The sequence below is a fragment of the Streptomyces sp. NPDC048416 genome, assembly GCF_043200435.1.
GTDB lineage: Bacteria > Actinomycetota > Actinomycetes > Streptomycetales > Streptomycetaceae > Streptomyces.
In genome coordinates, this window is sequence record NZ_JBICXU010000019.1 from 119,070 (window position 1) to 133,608 (window position 14,539).

Below are 14,539 nucleotides of genomic sequence, written 5' to 3' on the forward strand. Positions count from 1 at the left end.
CCCCCACCAGCCCCCACCAGCCCCACCAGCCCCCGCCAGCTCCCACCGGCCCGCGGCCGGACGGCTCCCCGGCGGGTCTCGGAAAGGGGAGGGGCGGGGCGGGGAACACCTCACCCCAGCAGATCCACCGGCACAGCCACCACCCGGCTCCGCAGCCACTCCCCCACCCCCTTCCCCTGAGGATCGAACCGCGCCTGCGAAGCGACCCCCTCCCCCAACAACCCCTCCACCACGAAGTTCAGCGCCCGCAGGTTGGGCAGAACGTGCCGGGTGATAGTCAACACAGCGATTTCCGGCAGGAGTTGACGAAGGTGACCGACGGTGAGCGCATGCACCAGCCACCCCCACACCCCCTCCGACCGCGCCCACACCCCCACGTTCACGTCCCCGCCCTTGTCCCCGCTGCGAGCCCCCACCACGGCCCCCAGCGGCACCTGCCGCGTGGGTCCGGTCGCGACGAACGGCGGCAGGGACGGTTCCGGGACGGCCACCAGAGGGGCGGTGCGGGGTGCGGGCGGCACCAACTGCCGTACGCCGTCCGCCAGTACGGCCATGTGCTCCACCGTCCCGGGGTCCACCTGCACCGCCGAGAACACCCCGTAGGGCGCGCCCTTGCCCGGCGGGGCCGTGACATGGAATCCGGGGTAGCTGCCGAGCGCCAGCTCGATGGCCGCGCCGCTCACGACCCGGCCCACCGCCTCCGGATCCCCGTCCCGCACGACAAGACGCAACAGCGCGGACGCGCACTCCTCGCTCGACGCGTCGGCCCGATCGGTCCGTGACAGCTGCCAACTCACCTGCTGTGGCGCACACTTGGCGCGGCGGAAGGCATCCTCGATCTGCCGCCGCACCAGGTCGGCCTTCTCCGGGATGTCGAGCCCGGTGAGCACGAACACGACCTCGTTGCGCCACCCGCCGATGCGGGTGATCCCCGCTTTGAGGGTCGGCGGCGGCGCCTCGCCCCGCACCCCGGTGACGCGTACCCGGTCGGGCCCCTCCTGGTGGAGCCGCACCGTGTCGAGCCGCGCGGTGACGTCGGGCCCGGCATACCGGGCGCCGGACGTCTCGTACAGGAGCTGCGCGGTGACCGTGCCGATGTCGACGGCGCCGCCGGTCCCGGGGTGCTTGGTGATGACGCTGCTGCCGTCGGCGTGGAGCTCGGCGAGCGGGAAGCCGGGCCGCACGAGGTCGCGGCCCGCGGGGCCCGAGAGCTCCGTGAAGAAGGAGTAGTTGCCGCCGGTGGCCTGTGTGCCGCATTCCAGTACGTGCCCGGCGACCACCGCGCCCGCGAGCGCGTCGTACTCCTCGGGCCCCCAGTCGAACCACCACGCGGCGGGTCCTGTCACCAGGGCCGCGTCCGTGACCCGGCCGGTGACGACGATGTCGGCGCCGCCCCGCAGACAGGCCGCGATCCCGCCGCCGCCGAGGTAGGCGTTGGCGGTGAGCGCGCCCTCGGGCAGCGCCAGCGCGTCCCCTTCGACATGCGCGACCCGTACGGGAACGCCCACGCGGACGCTCAACTCCCGTACGGCCGAGGCGAGTCCGGCCGGGTTGAGCCCACCTGCGTTGGCCACGACACGCACCCCGCGCTCCTGGACAAGCCCGAGGCATTCCTCAAGTTGCCGCAGGAACGTCCTGGCGTACCCGAGCGTCGGGTCGCGCAGCCGGTCGCGGCCCAGGATCAGGAGGGTGAGTTCGGCGAGGTAGTCGCCGGTGAGGACGTCGAGGGGGCCGCCGGTCAGCATCTCGCGCATGGCGTCGAAGCGGTCGCCGTAGAACCCGGAGGCGTTGCCGATGCGCAGTATGGGGCCGCCGCGCTCCATCAGGCCCCGCCCCCGGGCGTACGCGCCGGGCGGCCGGGACCGGCAGGCCCGGCGAAGGCCTGGGCGATGTCGAGCCAGCGGTCGGCGTCGGCGCCCTGGGCCGTCACGGCCGTGTCGTCGCGGTGCAGCCGCTGGGTGACCAGGAGGCAGAAGTCCAACGCGGGCCCGGTGACGCGCTGTTGGGCGTCCTGCGGCCCGTACGTCCACACTCCGTCGCCGTCCGGCGCGGTCAGCTCGACGCGGAACTCCTCGTCCGGCGCCGCAAGCCCCCGCACGGCGAACGCGTAGTCGCGGGCGCGGATGCCGATACGGGCGACATGGCGCAGCCGGTCGGTGGGCCTGCGGGTGCGGCCCAGGGCGTCGAACACGTCCTGGCCGTGCGCCCAGGTCTCCATGAGCCGCCCGGTGGCCATCGACGCGGCGGACATGGGCGGCCCGTACCAAGGGAACCGCGCCCCGGCGGGCGCGGCCCGCAGTGCCTCTTGCAGCTGTACGCGACTGTCCCGCCACCACGAAAGCAGTTCGGCGGGCGGGAGCAGGGCCCCGGCCTCGGCGCCGTCGTCCACGAACGTGTCCGGCGCGGCCGTGGCCTTCTCGGCCTCCGCGGCGAAGGCTTCGGGGTCGGTGACGGAGAGCAGTGCGGCGGTGTCGGTCCAGGCGAGGTGGGCGACCTGGTGGGCGATGGTCCACCCGGGGGCGGCGGTGGGGGTGGCCCACTGGGCGGGGCTCAACTCCCCGATCAGGACGTCGAGTTCGCCGCCTTCGGCGAGCAGGTCGTCGAGGACGGCAAGAACGGCGTCGGTCGGACCGGCCGGTTCGGACACGGTGCGCTCCCCTCCGGGACAGCGGGTGTGCCCCGGAGCATGGCAGCGGCCCGGGAAACAATCAAGCGTGCTTGCATTTATTTCCGGCCGGTTTCCCCGGGTTTCCCGGGGCACGAAGCACGCCACCGGCCCCGGTCAAGATCCACCGGGTTACGGGTCTGTCCCAGCGGGCGGCCGAGGCGAACGTCCGCGCAACGGGGACGGAACGGGGACGGGTACGAGCGTCCCGGCGGTCGGGGGCGCGACGCGGCGGGGTGTCGGGGCGCATCGGTGCGCATCGGGGCAGGGGGTCGGGGCGGGGAGCACGGTCGCGGTGCGTGCTGTGCGCCGCCTGTGCGTGTAACAGGACTGTCTTGGACGGCGGTCGGGAGGAACGGTTCGCCGGGCCGGGGCGCTCTTGGTGGGCAGAAACGCTCGCTGGTACCGATCGCCCCGTACCGAGCGGCCCGCCATGCCAACCGATACTGAGGAAGAACCGATGCGCGTTCGCAAGCTGACCTTCGCAGCCGTGGTCGTCGCCGCGGGCCTCTCGCTCACGGCCTGCCAGAGCGACGACGGATCCACGGCGCAGAACGACCCGTCGTCCAACGCGGCCTCGGCGGGCGGCGGTTCCGCCTCCGGCTCCGGTACGGGTTCGGACCAGGGCGGCGGCAAGAGCACGGGCGGCAGCGGTACCGGCGGCAGCGGCGGCAAGACCACGACGGGCGGAACGGGCTCCAGCGGGTCCGGTGGGTCGGGCGGGTCCGGGAGCGCCAAGGGTGTCGCCAAGTGCCGCACCCTCGACCTGAACATCACGGCGGCGGACGCCACGGTCGGCGGTGACGCGGAGCGCACCGTGGCCGTGGAGTTCAACAACACCAGCGGCCACGACTGCATGGTGTCCGGGTTCGCGGGCGTCGACCTGAAGACCAACTCGGGCTCACTGTCCGCGAAGCGCACGGGTGCGTCGGCCACGCCCTACACCCTCAAGAACGGCAAGTCGGTCTACTTCGGCATCACCTACCCGGCCAACGACTCGGGGGGCTCGGGTGTCCGCATCACGGGCCTGGTGGTGACCCCGCCCGGAGAGACCAAGTCGGCGACGCTGCCGTGGCCGGGTGCGGCGTCGCTCCCCGTCACGGAGGACGGCGGCTCCCAGGTCAAGGTCGGCCCGATGGGCAGCGCGGGCCAGGGCGGCTGACCCGTCCCGGGGAGGCCAGCCCCGGCGGTGCCGCCCGCGGGACACGACCGCGCGGGGCGCGCGCCCCCTGAACCCCGCCTCCGCCCTGCGGGCCGCGGCCGCTGTTCGCGCAGTTCCCCGCGCCCCTGACAGGGTCGGTGCCGGGCAACATCGGCATCCTCAGCCCGTCCGGCGATTGAGGACGAGCGCCGTTCAGGCGCGAACGGGGTCTGGGGCGAAGCCCCGGCAACCCCCGCTTGCGCGCGGACCGTGCCCGCGCCCCCGGCAGGGCTCGTGCCGGGCAGCATGAACATCCTCAGCCCGTCCGGCGATTGAGGACAAGCGCCCTCAAGGTGCGAGCGGGGTCCGGGGCGGAGCCCCGGGGGGCGCGCCTCACGGGGGCGGCCGGGATGCGGGTGCCCCCGGTAAGGGAGCCACGCCGCCCAGCCCGGGAGCTAACCCGAAACCGCCCGAATTTGCGTCCGCACCGCCCCCATACTCGCCCCGATCACCAACCCGATCGCCAGCGCCTGCGGCCACGCCAGCGCCTGGTTCAGGATCAGGAACCCGGCCGCCGCCGCGATCGCCGGCTCCAGGCTCATCAGGATCGCGAAGGTGGACGCGGGCAGGCGGCGCAGCGCCAGCAGCTCCAGGGTGTACGGCAGCACCGAGGACAGCACCGCCACCACCGCGCCCAGCGCCATCGTGGAGGGCACCAGCAGCGCACCCCCGGCCTGCGCGATGCCGATCGGCAGGAACACGACCGCCCCGACCACCATCGCGAGAGCGAGCCCGTCGGCCTGCGGGAACCTCCGTCCCGTACGCGCGCTGAACAGGATGTACAGCGCCCAGCACACGCCCGCCCCCAGGGCGTACGCCACGCCGACCAGGTCGAGGCTGCCGAAGCCGCCCCCGCCGAGCAGGACGACGCCGGCGAGGGCGAGCCCCGCCCACACCACGTTGACCAGGCGGCGGGAGGCGAAGACGGAGAGGGCGAGCGGCCCCAGCACTTCCAGGGTGACGGCGACGCCGAGCGGGATGCGGTCGACGGCCTGGTAGAACAGCCCGTTCATGCCGGCCATCGCGATGCCGAACACGACGACCGTCCCCCAGTCCGCCCGTGCATGCCCGCGCAGCTTGGGCCGGCACACCAGCATCAGGACGACCGCCGCCGCGACGAGCCGCAGCGTCACCACGCCGGCCGCGCCCGCCCGGGGCATCAGCGTCACGGCCACGGCGGCGCCGAACTGCACCGATATGCCGCCCGACACGACGAGCGCCACCGACCCGAACGCCGCCCGGCGGCCACGGCCCGGCCCCTGGGGCACCTGCGCATCCGCACCCGCCGGTACACCGGCAGCCTCCGGTACGGCGACGGCGGACGCCGCGACCGGCTCGGCCGCACTCGCGCCCTGGACCGGATTCACCGGCGCTCACCTCACTCTTGCCACTTTTGGTTCATTAAATTGGACTCAAGCATACATTATTCTGCACCACCTGCGCCCGTCGCAACCGTTTTCGTGACGCCACGACCCGGGCCAAGCGGAATGACCCCGTCCACCCAATGTAAGCGGCACCCGCCGCATCCGGCCCTCACCCCCCGGACTCCTCCCCAGCCGGGCCCCAGCCCCTGCCTCACGCCCCTGCCTCAAGCCTCTCCCGCAAGCCCCTCCGCCAGTACCTCCGCCAGGTGCCTGGCCCGGCGGCCCGCCAGCTGGGCCAGTTGCGTACGGCAGGAGTAGCCGTCGGCCAGGAGTTCCGTGCCGGGGGCGGCCGCCCGTACGGCGGGCAGCAGCTGGTCCTCCGCGCAGGCCAGCGACACCTCCCAGTGGCCGCGCTCGAACCCGAAGTTCCCGGCGAGCCCGCAGCACCCCCCGCTCAGCTCGCCGTCGAGGCCCGCCTTTGCGCGCAGGCGGCGTTCGGCGGCGTCGCCCAGGACGGCGTGCTGGTGGCAGTGGGTCTGCCCGGCCACCGGGCGGTCGACGCGCGGCGGGTTCCAGTGCGGGGCGCGCTCCTCAAGGGCCTCGGCGAAGGTGCGTACCGACGCGGCGAGGCGGGCGGCCCTGGGGTCGGCGGGAAGCAGCTCCGGCAGGTCGGTGCGCAGGGTGGCCGCGCAGCTCGGTTCGAGTACGACCACGGGCAGGTCCGTCCCGTCCAGGTGCCGCTCCATGACGTCCAGGGTGCGGCGCAGCACCCCTTTGGCGCGGTCCAGCTGCCCCGTGGAGACATAGGTGAGGCCGCAGCAGACGCGGCCGCCGGGAAGCGCCGCCCCGATCCCCGCGTCCGCGAACACCCGCAGCGCCGCCCGGCCGACCTGCGGGGACAGGTGGTTGGTGAAGGTGTCGGGCCACAGGATCACCGACGCCGCGTCCGGCTCGGGCCGCCTTCCCAGGCCCGCGAGCAGGGTGCGCGGGGCCAGCGGCGGGATCGTACGCTCCGGCGCGATCCCCGCGAGCCGTTTCGCGAGAGCGGCGAGCGGGCGTACGCGGGCCGCCGCGTTCAGCGGCCGTGCCAGGGGCGCGGCGGCCCGAAGCCACTCGGGGAGCCGGCCGAGCACGTAATGGGCGGCGGGGCGGCGGCGCCCCTCGTAGTGGTGGTGCAGGAATTCCGCCTTGTACGTGGCCATGTCCACGCCGACCGGGCAGTCGCTGCGGCACCCCTTGCAGGACAGGCACAGGTCCAGCGCGTCGTGGACCTCGCGCGAGCGCCAGCCGTCCGTGACCACCTCGCCCGCCAGCATCTCGTGCAGCAGTCGCGCCCGGCCCCGGGTCGAGTGCTCCTCCTCTCCGGTGGCGCGGAAGGACGGACACATCACCGCGCCGGGACCGGTTTGTTCCGTGCGGCATTTCGCGACCCCGACGCAGCGGCGTACCGCCGCCGAGAAGTCGCCGCCGTCGTGCGGATAGCCGAACGCGACGTCCACCGCCCGCTTCGGCAGCACCTCGAAGCGCAGGTTCTCGTCGAGCCGTGCCGGCCGGGCCAGGATCTTGGGGTTCAGGATCCCGTCCGGGTCCCACAGGTCCTTGAACTCGCCGAACACGCCCACCAGTTGGTTTCCGTACATCGTGGGGAGCAGTTCCGCGCGGGCCTGGCCGTCGCCGTGTTCGCCACTGAGCGAGCCGCCGTGGGCGACCACGAGAGCGGCCAGGTCCTCGGAGAACGCGCGAAAGCGCGCGATCCCCTGCGGCGTCAGGAGGTCGAAGTCGACACGGACATGGACGCAACCGTCGCCGAAGTGCCCGTACGGGGTGCCGTGCAGGCCGTACGAGGCCAGCAGGGCGCGGAACTCCCGGAGGTAGCCGCCGAGCCGGGCGGGCGGCACCGCGCAGTCCTCCCAGCCGGGCCAGGCCTCGGTGCCGTCGGGCATCCGGGTCGCGGTGCCCGCGGCGTCCTCACGCACCCGCCACAGCGTGCGCATCCCGGCCGGCTCGCTCACCACGGCGGTGTCGAGCGCGTCGGAGGCGCGTGCCAACTCCTGGGCGCGCGAGCGGGCTTCGGCCTCGCTCGCGCCGCCGGTCTCGACGAAGAGCCAGGCCCCGCCGCGCGGCAGACCGGCCCCGCCCCGCACCCGTACGAGATCGGCGGCCATGCCCTCGACGGTCAGCGGACGGTAGGGCAGCAGCCCCGGCGCCGCCTCGGCGGCCGCGCTCTCGTCGGGGTAGCCGAGCACGGCGAGGGCGCGGGCGGGCGGTGACTCCACCAGGCGTACGGTTGCCTCGGTGAGCACGCCGAGGGTTCCCTCGCTGCCGCAGAACGCCCGCGCCAGATCGGCGCCGCGCTCGGGAAGCAGGGCGTCCAGCGCATAGCCGGAGATGCGACGCGGGAGATCCTGCGGGTAGCCGGTACGCAGCAGCGACAGATGACGGCTGACGGCATCGCGCAGACCGGCGGGCGCGGACGAGTTCTGCCACCCCTGTGACAGATGGTGACGTTCTCCCCGTGCGCTGACGACGGTCAGATCACGGATGTTGTCAGCTGTCGTCCCCCACGCCACCGAGTGCGCGCCGCACGCGTTGTTGCCGATCATCCCGCCGAGCGTGCACCGGCTGTGTGTCGAGGGGTCGGGTCCGAAGGTCAGACCGTGGGGGGCGACCGCGTCCCTGAGGGTGTCCAGCACAAGTCCCGGCTGCACCACGGCCGTTCGGGCCTCGGCGTCCACCGAGACGAGCGAGCGCATGAAGCGGGTGAAGTCGAGCACGATCCCGGTGCCGGTGGCCTGGCCCGCGATCGAGGTGCCGCCGCCGCGCGGCACCACCGGCACCCCGTACGCCCGGCACACCGCGAGGACCGCCGCCACGTCGTCGGCGTCGCGCGGGGCGACCACACCCAGGGGCACCCGGCGGTAGTTGGAGGCGTCCATTGTCGTCAGGGCGCGGGCGGTGACCGACAGGTCCACCCGGCCGCGCACCACACGGGACAGCTCCCGCTCCAGCTCCCGTCCCGCTTCGCGGCCCTTCGCGTCATCTGCCATGAGCCCAGAATGCCCCGTGCCGCCCGGTGTCCGGACTTGACGCAGCGTCATTCATAGCGTGTCCTGAAACTACCCGGATGACCAGAATGCGACTGGCCAACGGTCCCAATGAGCGGGAATGTTCACCAAGAACTATCCAATTCGATCACCAACTCTCCTATAGTTGCCCCTCGTTCCCCCAGGAACAGGAACACGACCTTCCACACCCGGCCCACCCCGGCCACCCGCCCCACCGCCCCACCGCTGCACCCGCCCCACCGCGACACCCGCCCCACCGGCCACCCCGACCACTCCGACCCTCCCTTCGCCCGCCATAAGCGCTGTAAGGCATTGATCAATGACGGCGTCGCCCTCCCCCATTCGCCCCTCCGCGCTGGCCCTGCTGATCACCGCGGCGGTCACCGGCGCGTTCTGCACGGCGGCGGTGGTCTCGGCAGAGCCCGGCTCCCGCGCCCTGGTCGGCTGGAGCCTCGGTGCCGCGGCGGCCCTGCTCAGCGCAGGCGCCTACGCCATGACGCACACCGTGCTGCGCAACCGTGTCCTGCGCGCCCGGCTCACCGCGCTCAACGCCCAGATCAGCGCCCAGGAGGCCAACGCCGCCCGGCGCAGCGCCGACGCGGTACGCCTGGACGCGGCCCAGTCCGCCGAGCGCAAGGCCCTGATCGCGGCCCACGCCGCCGAGCTGCGCCGCGCCGAATCCGCCCGTGCCGCGGCGCTCGCCGCCACCGCCAACGCCGCCGGCCGCATGCAGGCGCTCGCCACCGGCATGCTCGCCGACCTGCGCGACATGGAGCACCGGCACGCCGACGAGGACGTACTCGGCGATCTGCTCCACCTCGACCACCGCACGGCGCAGGCAGGCCGTCTCGCGGACTCCATCGCCGTGCTGACCGGGGCGCGTTCGGGCCGCCGCTGGGCCAAGCCCATCGTCATGGAGTCCATCCTGCGCGGCGCCATGGGCCGCATCGGCGGCTACCAGCGGGTGCGCCTGCACTCCACCAGTGACGCGGCCGTCGCCGGGCACGCCGCCGAGGGCGTGATGCACGCGCTGGCCGAACTCCTCGACAACGCGGCCAACTTCTCGCCGCCGACCGCCGAGGTCCACGTGTACGTGGAGGAGGTGCCGGCCGGGGTGATCATCACCGTCGAGGACAGCGGTCTGGTGATGAGCGAGGTGCAGCAGCGCCGCGCCGAGCAGGCCGTGTCCGGCCACTCACTGGACCTCGCGGGCCTCTCGGGCACCCGGCTCGGCCTCGCGGTCGTCGGACGGCTGGCCCGCAAGCACGGCCTGACGGTGTCGTTCCGGCCCTCCGCGCGCGGTGGCACCGGCGCGTTGATGCTGCTGCCGCACGAGTTGATCTCCCATGTCACCCTGGCGCCGACCCCGACCCCGACCCCGACCCCGGCCCCGGCCCCGGCCGCGCCCGTCGCCCACGCACCGGCGCCTGCCGCCCGTTCCGCGGCGCGGAAGGACAGCGCCGTACCGGAGGCCACGCACGGGCCGGGGAGCACGAACGAGCCGGAGGCCACGCACGAGCCGGTCACCGAGCCCGGCAACGGCCGCGACCCCGGCACCAACCCCGGCCTCAACCCCGACCTCGACCCCGGCCGCGACCCCGGCCGCGACCTCGGTGGAAGCGCCGGCGGCCACCGCCCCGGAGCCGGGTCCGCCGCCGATCCCGTCAGCCCCGTCGACCTCACCGCCCCCACCGGCCCCGCCGACCCCGTCGGCCCGGTCGGCCCGGTCGGTGCCGACGCGGGCCGGAGCGAGACCAGCGGCGAGTTCCCGCAGTTCGGCGAGAGCGGGCTGCCCAAGCGCAAGCGCGGTCGGGCCCTGGCCGCCGCGCACCCCGAGGGCCCCGACGCCCCGGCGGCGCCGGCCCGCGCCACGACGGCGGCATCGGACGCCGCCGCCCGCTTCAGCAGCTTCCGTCAGGCCGTACGCGCGAAGTCCCCCACCCCGGAAGGCACCACAGAATGACCGGCACCACCACCGACGAGAAGCTCAACTGGCTTCTGGAGAACCTGCTCCAGCGCACGCCCGGGGCCCGCCACGCCCTGGTGCTGTCCCGTGACGGCCTCAAACTGTGCCGTACGCCGGAGCTCTCCGTCGACCAGGCCGACCAGCTCGCCGCGATCGCCGCGGGCATCCAGAGCCTGTCGCACGGGGCGTCCATGGAGTTCGGCGACGGCAGCGGCGGGGTGCGCTCCGCGATGGCCGAGTTCTACGGCGGCATCCTGTTCATCGTCGAGGCCGGTGAGGGCGCGCACCTCGCGGTGGTCGCCGCCGAGGACGCGGACGCGGGTCTGGTCGGACACAACATGTCCGAGCTGGTGGAACAGCTCGGCGACTACCTCAGCGCCGAGCCGCGGGCATGAGCCGGCCGGGCCGGGACGACTCGCCGGACCGGCTCTACACCCTCACCGGCGGACGCAGCCGTTCCGGTTCGGCCGCCTTCGACCTGGTCACCCTCGTGGTCACCGAGTCGGAACCGGCGCCCGGCATGCAGTCCGAGCACGTCGCGATCCTGACGATGTGCCGCTTCCCGACGGCGGTGGTGGAGATCGCCGCCGAGCTCGCGCTGCCCGTCACGGTGGTCCGCATCCTGCTCGCCGACCTGCACGACACCGGCCGCATCAGCGCCCGCCATCCGCGCTCCGCCCATCGCCTTCCCGACCCCGACATCCTGGAGCAGGTGCTCGTTGGCCTCCGAAATCTCTGAACGGCCCGCCCTCGCGGGGACCGCGGACAACGGCCTCAAAATCGTCGTCGTCGGTGGTTTCGGCGTCGGCAAGACGACCATGGTGCGCTCGGTCAGCGAGATACGTCCGCTGAACACCGAGGAGACCATGACCAAGGCGGGCGAGGCCGTCGACGACCTCGACGCCGTCCGTACGAAGACGGCCACCACGGTCGCCTTCGACTTCGGCCGCATCACCCTGGACGCGCACAACGTCCTGTACCTGTTCGGCGCGCCGGGCCAGGAGCGGTTCTGGTTCCTGTGGGACCGGCTGTTCGCGGGCACGCTGGGCGCGGTCGTCCTCGTCGACACGCGGCGCCTGGCGGACTCCTGGTACGCCATCGACCGTCTGGAGCACCACGGCACGCCGTTCGTCGTGGCGTGCAACGACTTCGGCGGGCCCGAGCACACCGAGGCCCAGGTCCGTGAAGCGCTCGACCTGCCGGCCGAGGTGCCGCTGCTGCGCTGCGACGCCCGCTCCCGTGAGTCGAGCAAGACCGTCCTGATCACTCTCGTAGAACATCTCGCACGCCTGCGACAAGCCCCGGAGCTCATACCGTGACGTGCCCGATCCCCGCCCCCGTCCCGCTGAGCGGCCCCCGGTTCCAGACCGATCCGAGCGCGCTGTACCGCGACATGCGGCGCGACCACGGCGCGGTGGCGCCCGTCGTCCTCGACGGCGACGTGCCGGCCTGGCTGGTGCTCGGCTACCGCGAGCTGCACCAGGTCACCAGCGACCCGATGCTGTTCTCGCGCGACTCCGACCTGTGGAACCAGTGGGACCGCATCCCCGCCGACTGGCCGCTCCTTCCCATGATCGGCCGCAAGCAGCCGTCGATCCTCTACACCGTCGGCGAGCGCCACCGCGAGCGCGCGGCGATGGTCTCCGAGGCCCTTGAGGCCGTCGACCCGTTCGAACTGCGGCGCCAGGCCGAGCGGTTCGCGGACGAGCTCATCGACGCCCTGTGCGGCGCAGGCAGCGGCGACATCGTCGGCCAGTACGCGATGCTCCTGCCGGTCCGGGTGCTCGCCCGCCTGTACGGGTTCGCGGACGAGCAGGGGCCGGGCCTCGTCACCGCCATGAACGACATGATCAACGGCCGTGAGGGCGCCCTGGAGGGCCAGCGCCATCTCGCCGAGTCGATGTACGCGCTGCTCACCGCCAAGCAGGTCGAACCGGGTGAGGACGTGGCGTCGCGGATGCTCGCCAACCCGTACGGCTTCACCGTCGAGGAGGTCGGCCAGGACCTGATGGTGATGCTGGCGGCCGGCCATCAGCCCACCGCGGACTGGATCGGCAACTCGCTGCGTCTGATGCTGACCGACGACCGGTTCGCGGCCTCGCTCGCGGGCGGCCGGCACAGCGTCGGCGAGGCGATGAACGAGGTGCTGTGGGAGGACACCCCCACGCAGAACGTGGCGGGCCGCTGGGCCGCCCGCGACACCCGCCTGGGCGGCCAGCACATCCGCGCAGGCGACCTGCTGCTGCTCGGCCTGGCGGCGGCCAACAGCGACCCGCAGGTACGCACCGACGCGGGCGCGCTGACCGGCGGCAACAGCGCCTTCTTCTCGTTCGGGCACGGCGAGCACCGCTGTCCCTTCCCCGCGCAGGAGGTCGCCGAGGTCATCGCGCGGACCGGCATCGAGGTGCTGCTCGACCGGCTGCCGGACGTCGATCTCCCGGTATCCGCAGGGCAGTTGACGCGCCGCCCCTCCCCGTGGTTGCGGGGCCTGACCGAGCTTCCCGTGACGTTCACTCCCACTCCCGCCCTTGGAGCAGCCAGATGAGCAGCCCGACGCAGTGCCCCGTGGACCACACCGGCGCCATCACCCTCGACCCGTTCGTCGGCGACCTCGACGCGGAGAGCGCGGCGCTGCGCGCGGCGGGTCCGCTGGTACGCGTCGTGCTGCCGGGCGGGGTGGCCTGCTACTCCGTGACGCACCACGCGGAGGCCCGGGCGCTGCTGACCGACCCGCGCCTGGTGAAGGACATCGACAGCTGGGGCGCGTGGCAGCGTGGCGAGATCCCGCTGGACTGGCCGCTGATCGGGCTCGCCAACCCGGGCCGTTCGATGCTGACGGTCGACGGCGAGGAGCACCGCCGCCTTCGCACCCTGGTCGCGCAGGCGCTGACGGTGCGCCGGGTGGAGCGGCTGCGCGCGGGCATCGAGGCGCTGACGACGTCGATGCTGGACCGCCTCGCGGCTCTCCCCGAGGGTGAAGTGGTGGATTTGAAGGCGGAGTTCGCCTACCCCCTTCCCATGAACGTGGTCAGCGAGCTGATGGGTGTGGACGCGGCCGACCACCCCCGTCTGAAGGCCCTGTTCGAGAAGTTCTTCTCGACGCAGACGCCGCCGCAGGAGGTGCCGCAGATGATGGCGGACCTCGGCGAGCTGTTCGCGCGGATCGTCGAGTCGAAGCGGACCGCGCCGGGCGACGACCTGACGAGCGCGCTGCTGGCCGCGTCGCAGGACGGCGACCACCTCACGACGGAGGAGATCACCAACACCCTCCAGCTGATGATCGCGGCGGGCCACGAGACCACGATCAGTCTGATCGTGAACGCGGTGGTCGCCCTGGAGACCCACCCCGAGCAGCGCAAGCTGGTCCTTGAGGGCGCGGTGCCGTGGGAGAACGTGATCGAGGAGACCCTGCGCTGGTCGACGCCGACCTCGCACGTCCTGTTCCGTTTCGCGACGGAGGATGTCGTGGTGGGCGACGCGGTCCTGCCGGCCGGGGAGGCGCTGATCGTCTCCTTCGGAGCGATCGGCCGCGACGAGGCGCAGCACGGGCCGACGGCGGGCGACTTCGACGTCACCCGCACGCCGGTGCGCCACATCTCCTTCGGCCACGGCCCGCACGTCTGCCCCGGCGCTGCGCTGTCCCGCCTGGAGGCGGGGGTGGCCCTGCCGGCCCTGTACGCCCGCTTCCCCGGCCTGGCCCTGGCGGTCCCGCGGACCACCCTGCGCAACAAGCCGATCGTGACCCAGAACGACCTCTTCGACCTCCCGGTCCGCCTGACCTGACCCAACCCCGACCAGCCGCTCCCCGCCGGGCGCGGGCCCCCCTCCTCGCGCCCCTGGGGGGGCCGGCCTTCGGACGCGGGCCGCGGCCGCTTGCTGCGCAGTTCCCCGCGCCCCTGAAACCCGTCTTCGCCCGCGGACCGTGGACGGTTGCTCGCGCAGTTCCCCGCGCCCCTTGAGCGGCCGGCCTTTCGACCGCGGGCCGTGGTCGCTTCTCGCGCAGTTCCCCGCGCCCCTGGGCCCGCTTTCGACCGCGGACCGTGGACGGTTGCTCGCGCAGTTCCTCGCGCCCCTGTAGGGCGCCCGGAATCGCTCGCCTCTCGCGCCCACCGCGGCGGAGCCGCGCAATGACACGGTCTCGCGCCCCTAACAGCACTGGTGCAGGAACGGCGCCGGCCCGCGCGGGCATCTTCAGCCTGTCCGGCGATTGAGGACGAGCGCCGTTCAGGCGCGAACGGGGGTGCAGGGGGCGGAGCCCCCGCAGGGGGTCTGGGGCGC

11 protein-coding genes are annotated in these 14,539 nt (G+C 73.5%); 7 read left to right on the plus strand and 4 right to left on the minus strand.

The features are described from left to right. Positions 1-110 precede the first annotated feature (110 nt). Both ACGFW5_RS23175 and ACGFW5_RS23180 read right to left on the minus strand, forming a co-directional pair. Positions 111-1,823 carry an acyclic terpene utilization AtuA family protein gene (locus ACGFW5_RS23175; RefSeq protein ID WP_393836182.1) on the minus strand — a complete coding sequence of 571 codons (1,713 nt, stop codon included), beginning with the start codon at positions 1,821-1,823 and terminating at the stop codon, positions 111-113. Beyond that, on the minus strand, positions 1,823-2,647 hold the full coding sequence (locus tag ACGFW5_RS23180) for a TIGR03084 family metal-binding protein (RefSeq protein ID WP_393836183.1): 825 nt from the start codon (positions 2,645-2,647) through the stop codon (positions 1,823-1,825). Before ACGFW5_RS23180 ends, ACGFW5_RS23175 begins: the two co-directional genes overlap by 1 nt. A 478-nt stretch (positions 2,648-3,125) precedes the next feature. On the opposite strand from ACGFW5_RS23180, the gene ACGFW5_RS23185 reads away from it, so the two are divergent. Next, positions 3,126-3,827, plus strand: a complete 702-nt coding sequence (locus tag ACGFW5_RS23185) for a DUF4232 domain-containing protein (RefSeq protein ID WP_393836184.1) — start codon at positions 3,126-3,128, stop codon at positions 3,825-3,827. Between the two features lie 434 nt (positions 3,828-4,261). On the opposite strand, the gene ACGFW5_RS23190 is transcribed toward ACGFW5_RS23185, so the two are convergent. Together ACGFW5_RS23190 and ACGFW5_RS23195 are read right to left on the minus strand one after the other, a co-directional pair. Continuing rightward, positions 4,262-5,233, minus strand: coding sequence for a DMT family transporter (locus tag ACGFW5_RS23190; RefSeq protein WP_393836185.1), 972 nt, complete (start codon positions 5,231-5,233; stop codon positions 4,262-4,264). A 221-nt stretch (positions 5,234-5,454) separates the two neighbouring features. Beyond that, the gene (locus tag ACGFW5_RS23195; RefSeq protein ID WP_393836186.1) at positions 5,455-8,277 is read right to left on the minus strand and encodes an FAD-binding and (Fe-S)-binding domain-containing protein; all 2,823 of its coding nucleotides are present in this window, start codon (positions 8,275-8,277) and stop codon (positions 5,455-5,457) included. A gap of 337 nt (positions 8,278-8,614) precedes the next feature. On the opposite strand from ACGFW5_RS23195, the gene ACGFW5_RS23200 reads away from it, so the two are divergent. From ACGFW5_RS23200 to ACGFW5_RS23225, 6 genes are read left to right on the plus strand one after another with little or no spacing between them, the layout of a single operon-like run. Then, positions 8,615-10,258 (plus strand): ATP-binding protein, encoded by a 1,644-nt coding sequence (locus ACGFW5_RS23200; protein WP_393836187.1) that lies wholly within the window; start codon positions 8,615-8,617, stop codon positions 10,256-10,258. Next, positions 10,255-10,656: a roadblock/LC7 domain-containing protein gene (locus ACGFW5_RS23205; protein WP_393836188.1), complete on the plus strand. Its 402-nt coding sequence runs from the start codon at positions 10,255-10,257 to the stop codon at positions 10,654-10,656. Before ACGFW5_RS23200 ends, ACGFW5_RS23205 begins: the two co-directional genes overlap by 4 nt. Beyond that, positions 10,653-11,000 carry a DUF742 domain-containing protein gene (locus ACGFW5_RS23210; protein WP_393836189.1) on the plus strand — a complete coding sequence of 116 codons (348 nt, stop codon included), beginning with the start codon at positions 10,653-10,655 and terminating at the stop codon, positions 10,998-11,000. Before ACGFW5_RS23205 ends, ACGFW5_RS23210 begins: the two co-directional genes overlap by 4 nt. Continuing rightward, positions 10,981-11,580, plus strand: a complete 600-nt coding sequence (locus tag ACGFW5_RS23215; RefSeq protein ID WP_393836190.1) for an ATP/GTP-binding protein — start codon at positions 10,981-10,983, stop codon at positions 11,578-11,580. The genes ACGFW5_RS23210 and ACGFW5_RS23215 overlap by 20 nt, the downstream gene beginning before the upstream one ends. Beyond that, entirely contained in the window at positions 11,577-12,806 is a 1,230-nt protein-coding gene (locus tag ACGFW5_RS23220) for a cytochrome P450 (RefSeq protein WP_393836191.1), read from the plus strand. The genes ACGFW5_RS23215 and ACGFW5_RS23220 overlap by 4 nt, the downstream gene beginning before the upstream one ends. After that, a complete protein-coding gene (locus ACGFW5_RS23225) occupies positions 12,803-14,044 on the plus strand; it encodes a cytochrome P450 (protein WP_393836192.1) in 1,242 nt (413 codons plus the stop codon). Before ACGFW5_RS23220 ends, ACGFW5_RS23225 begins: the two co-directional genes overlap by 4 nt. Positions 14,045-14,539 lie beyond the last annotated feature (495 nt).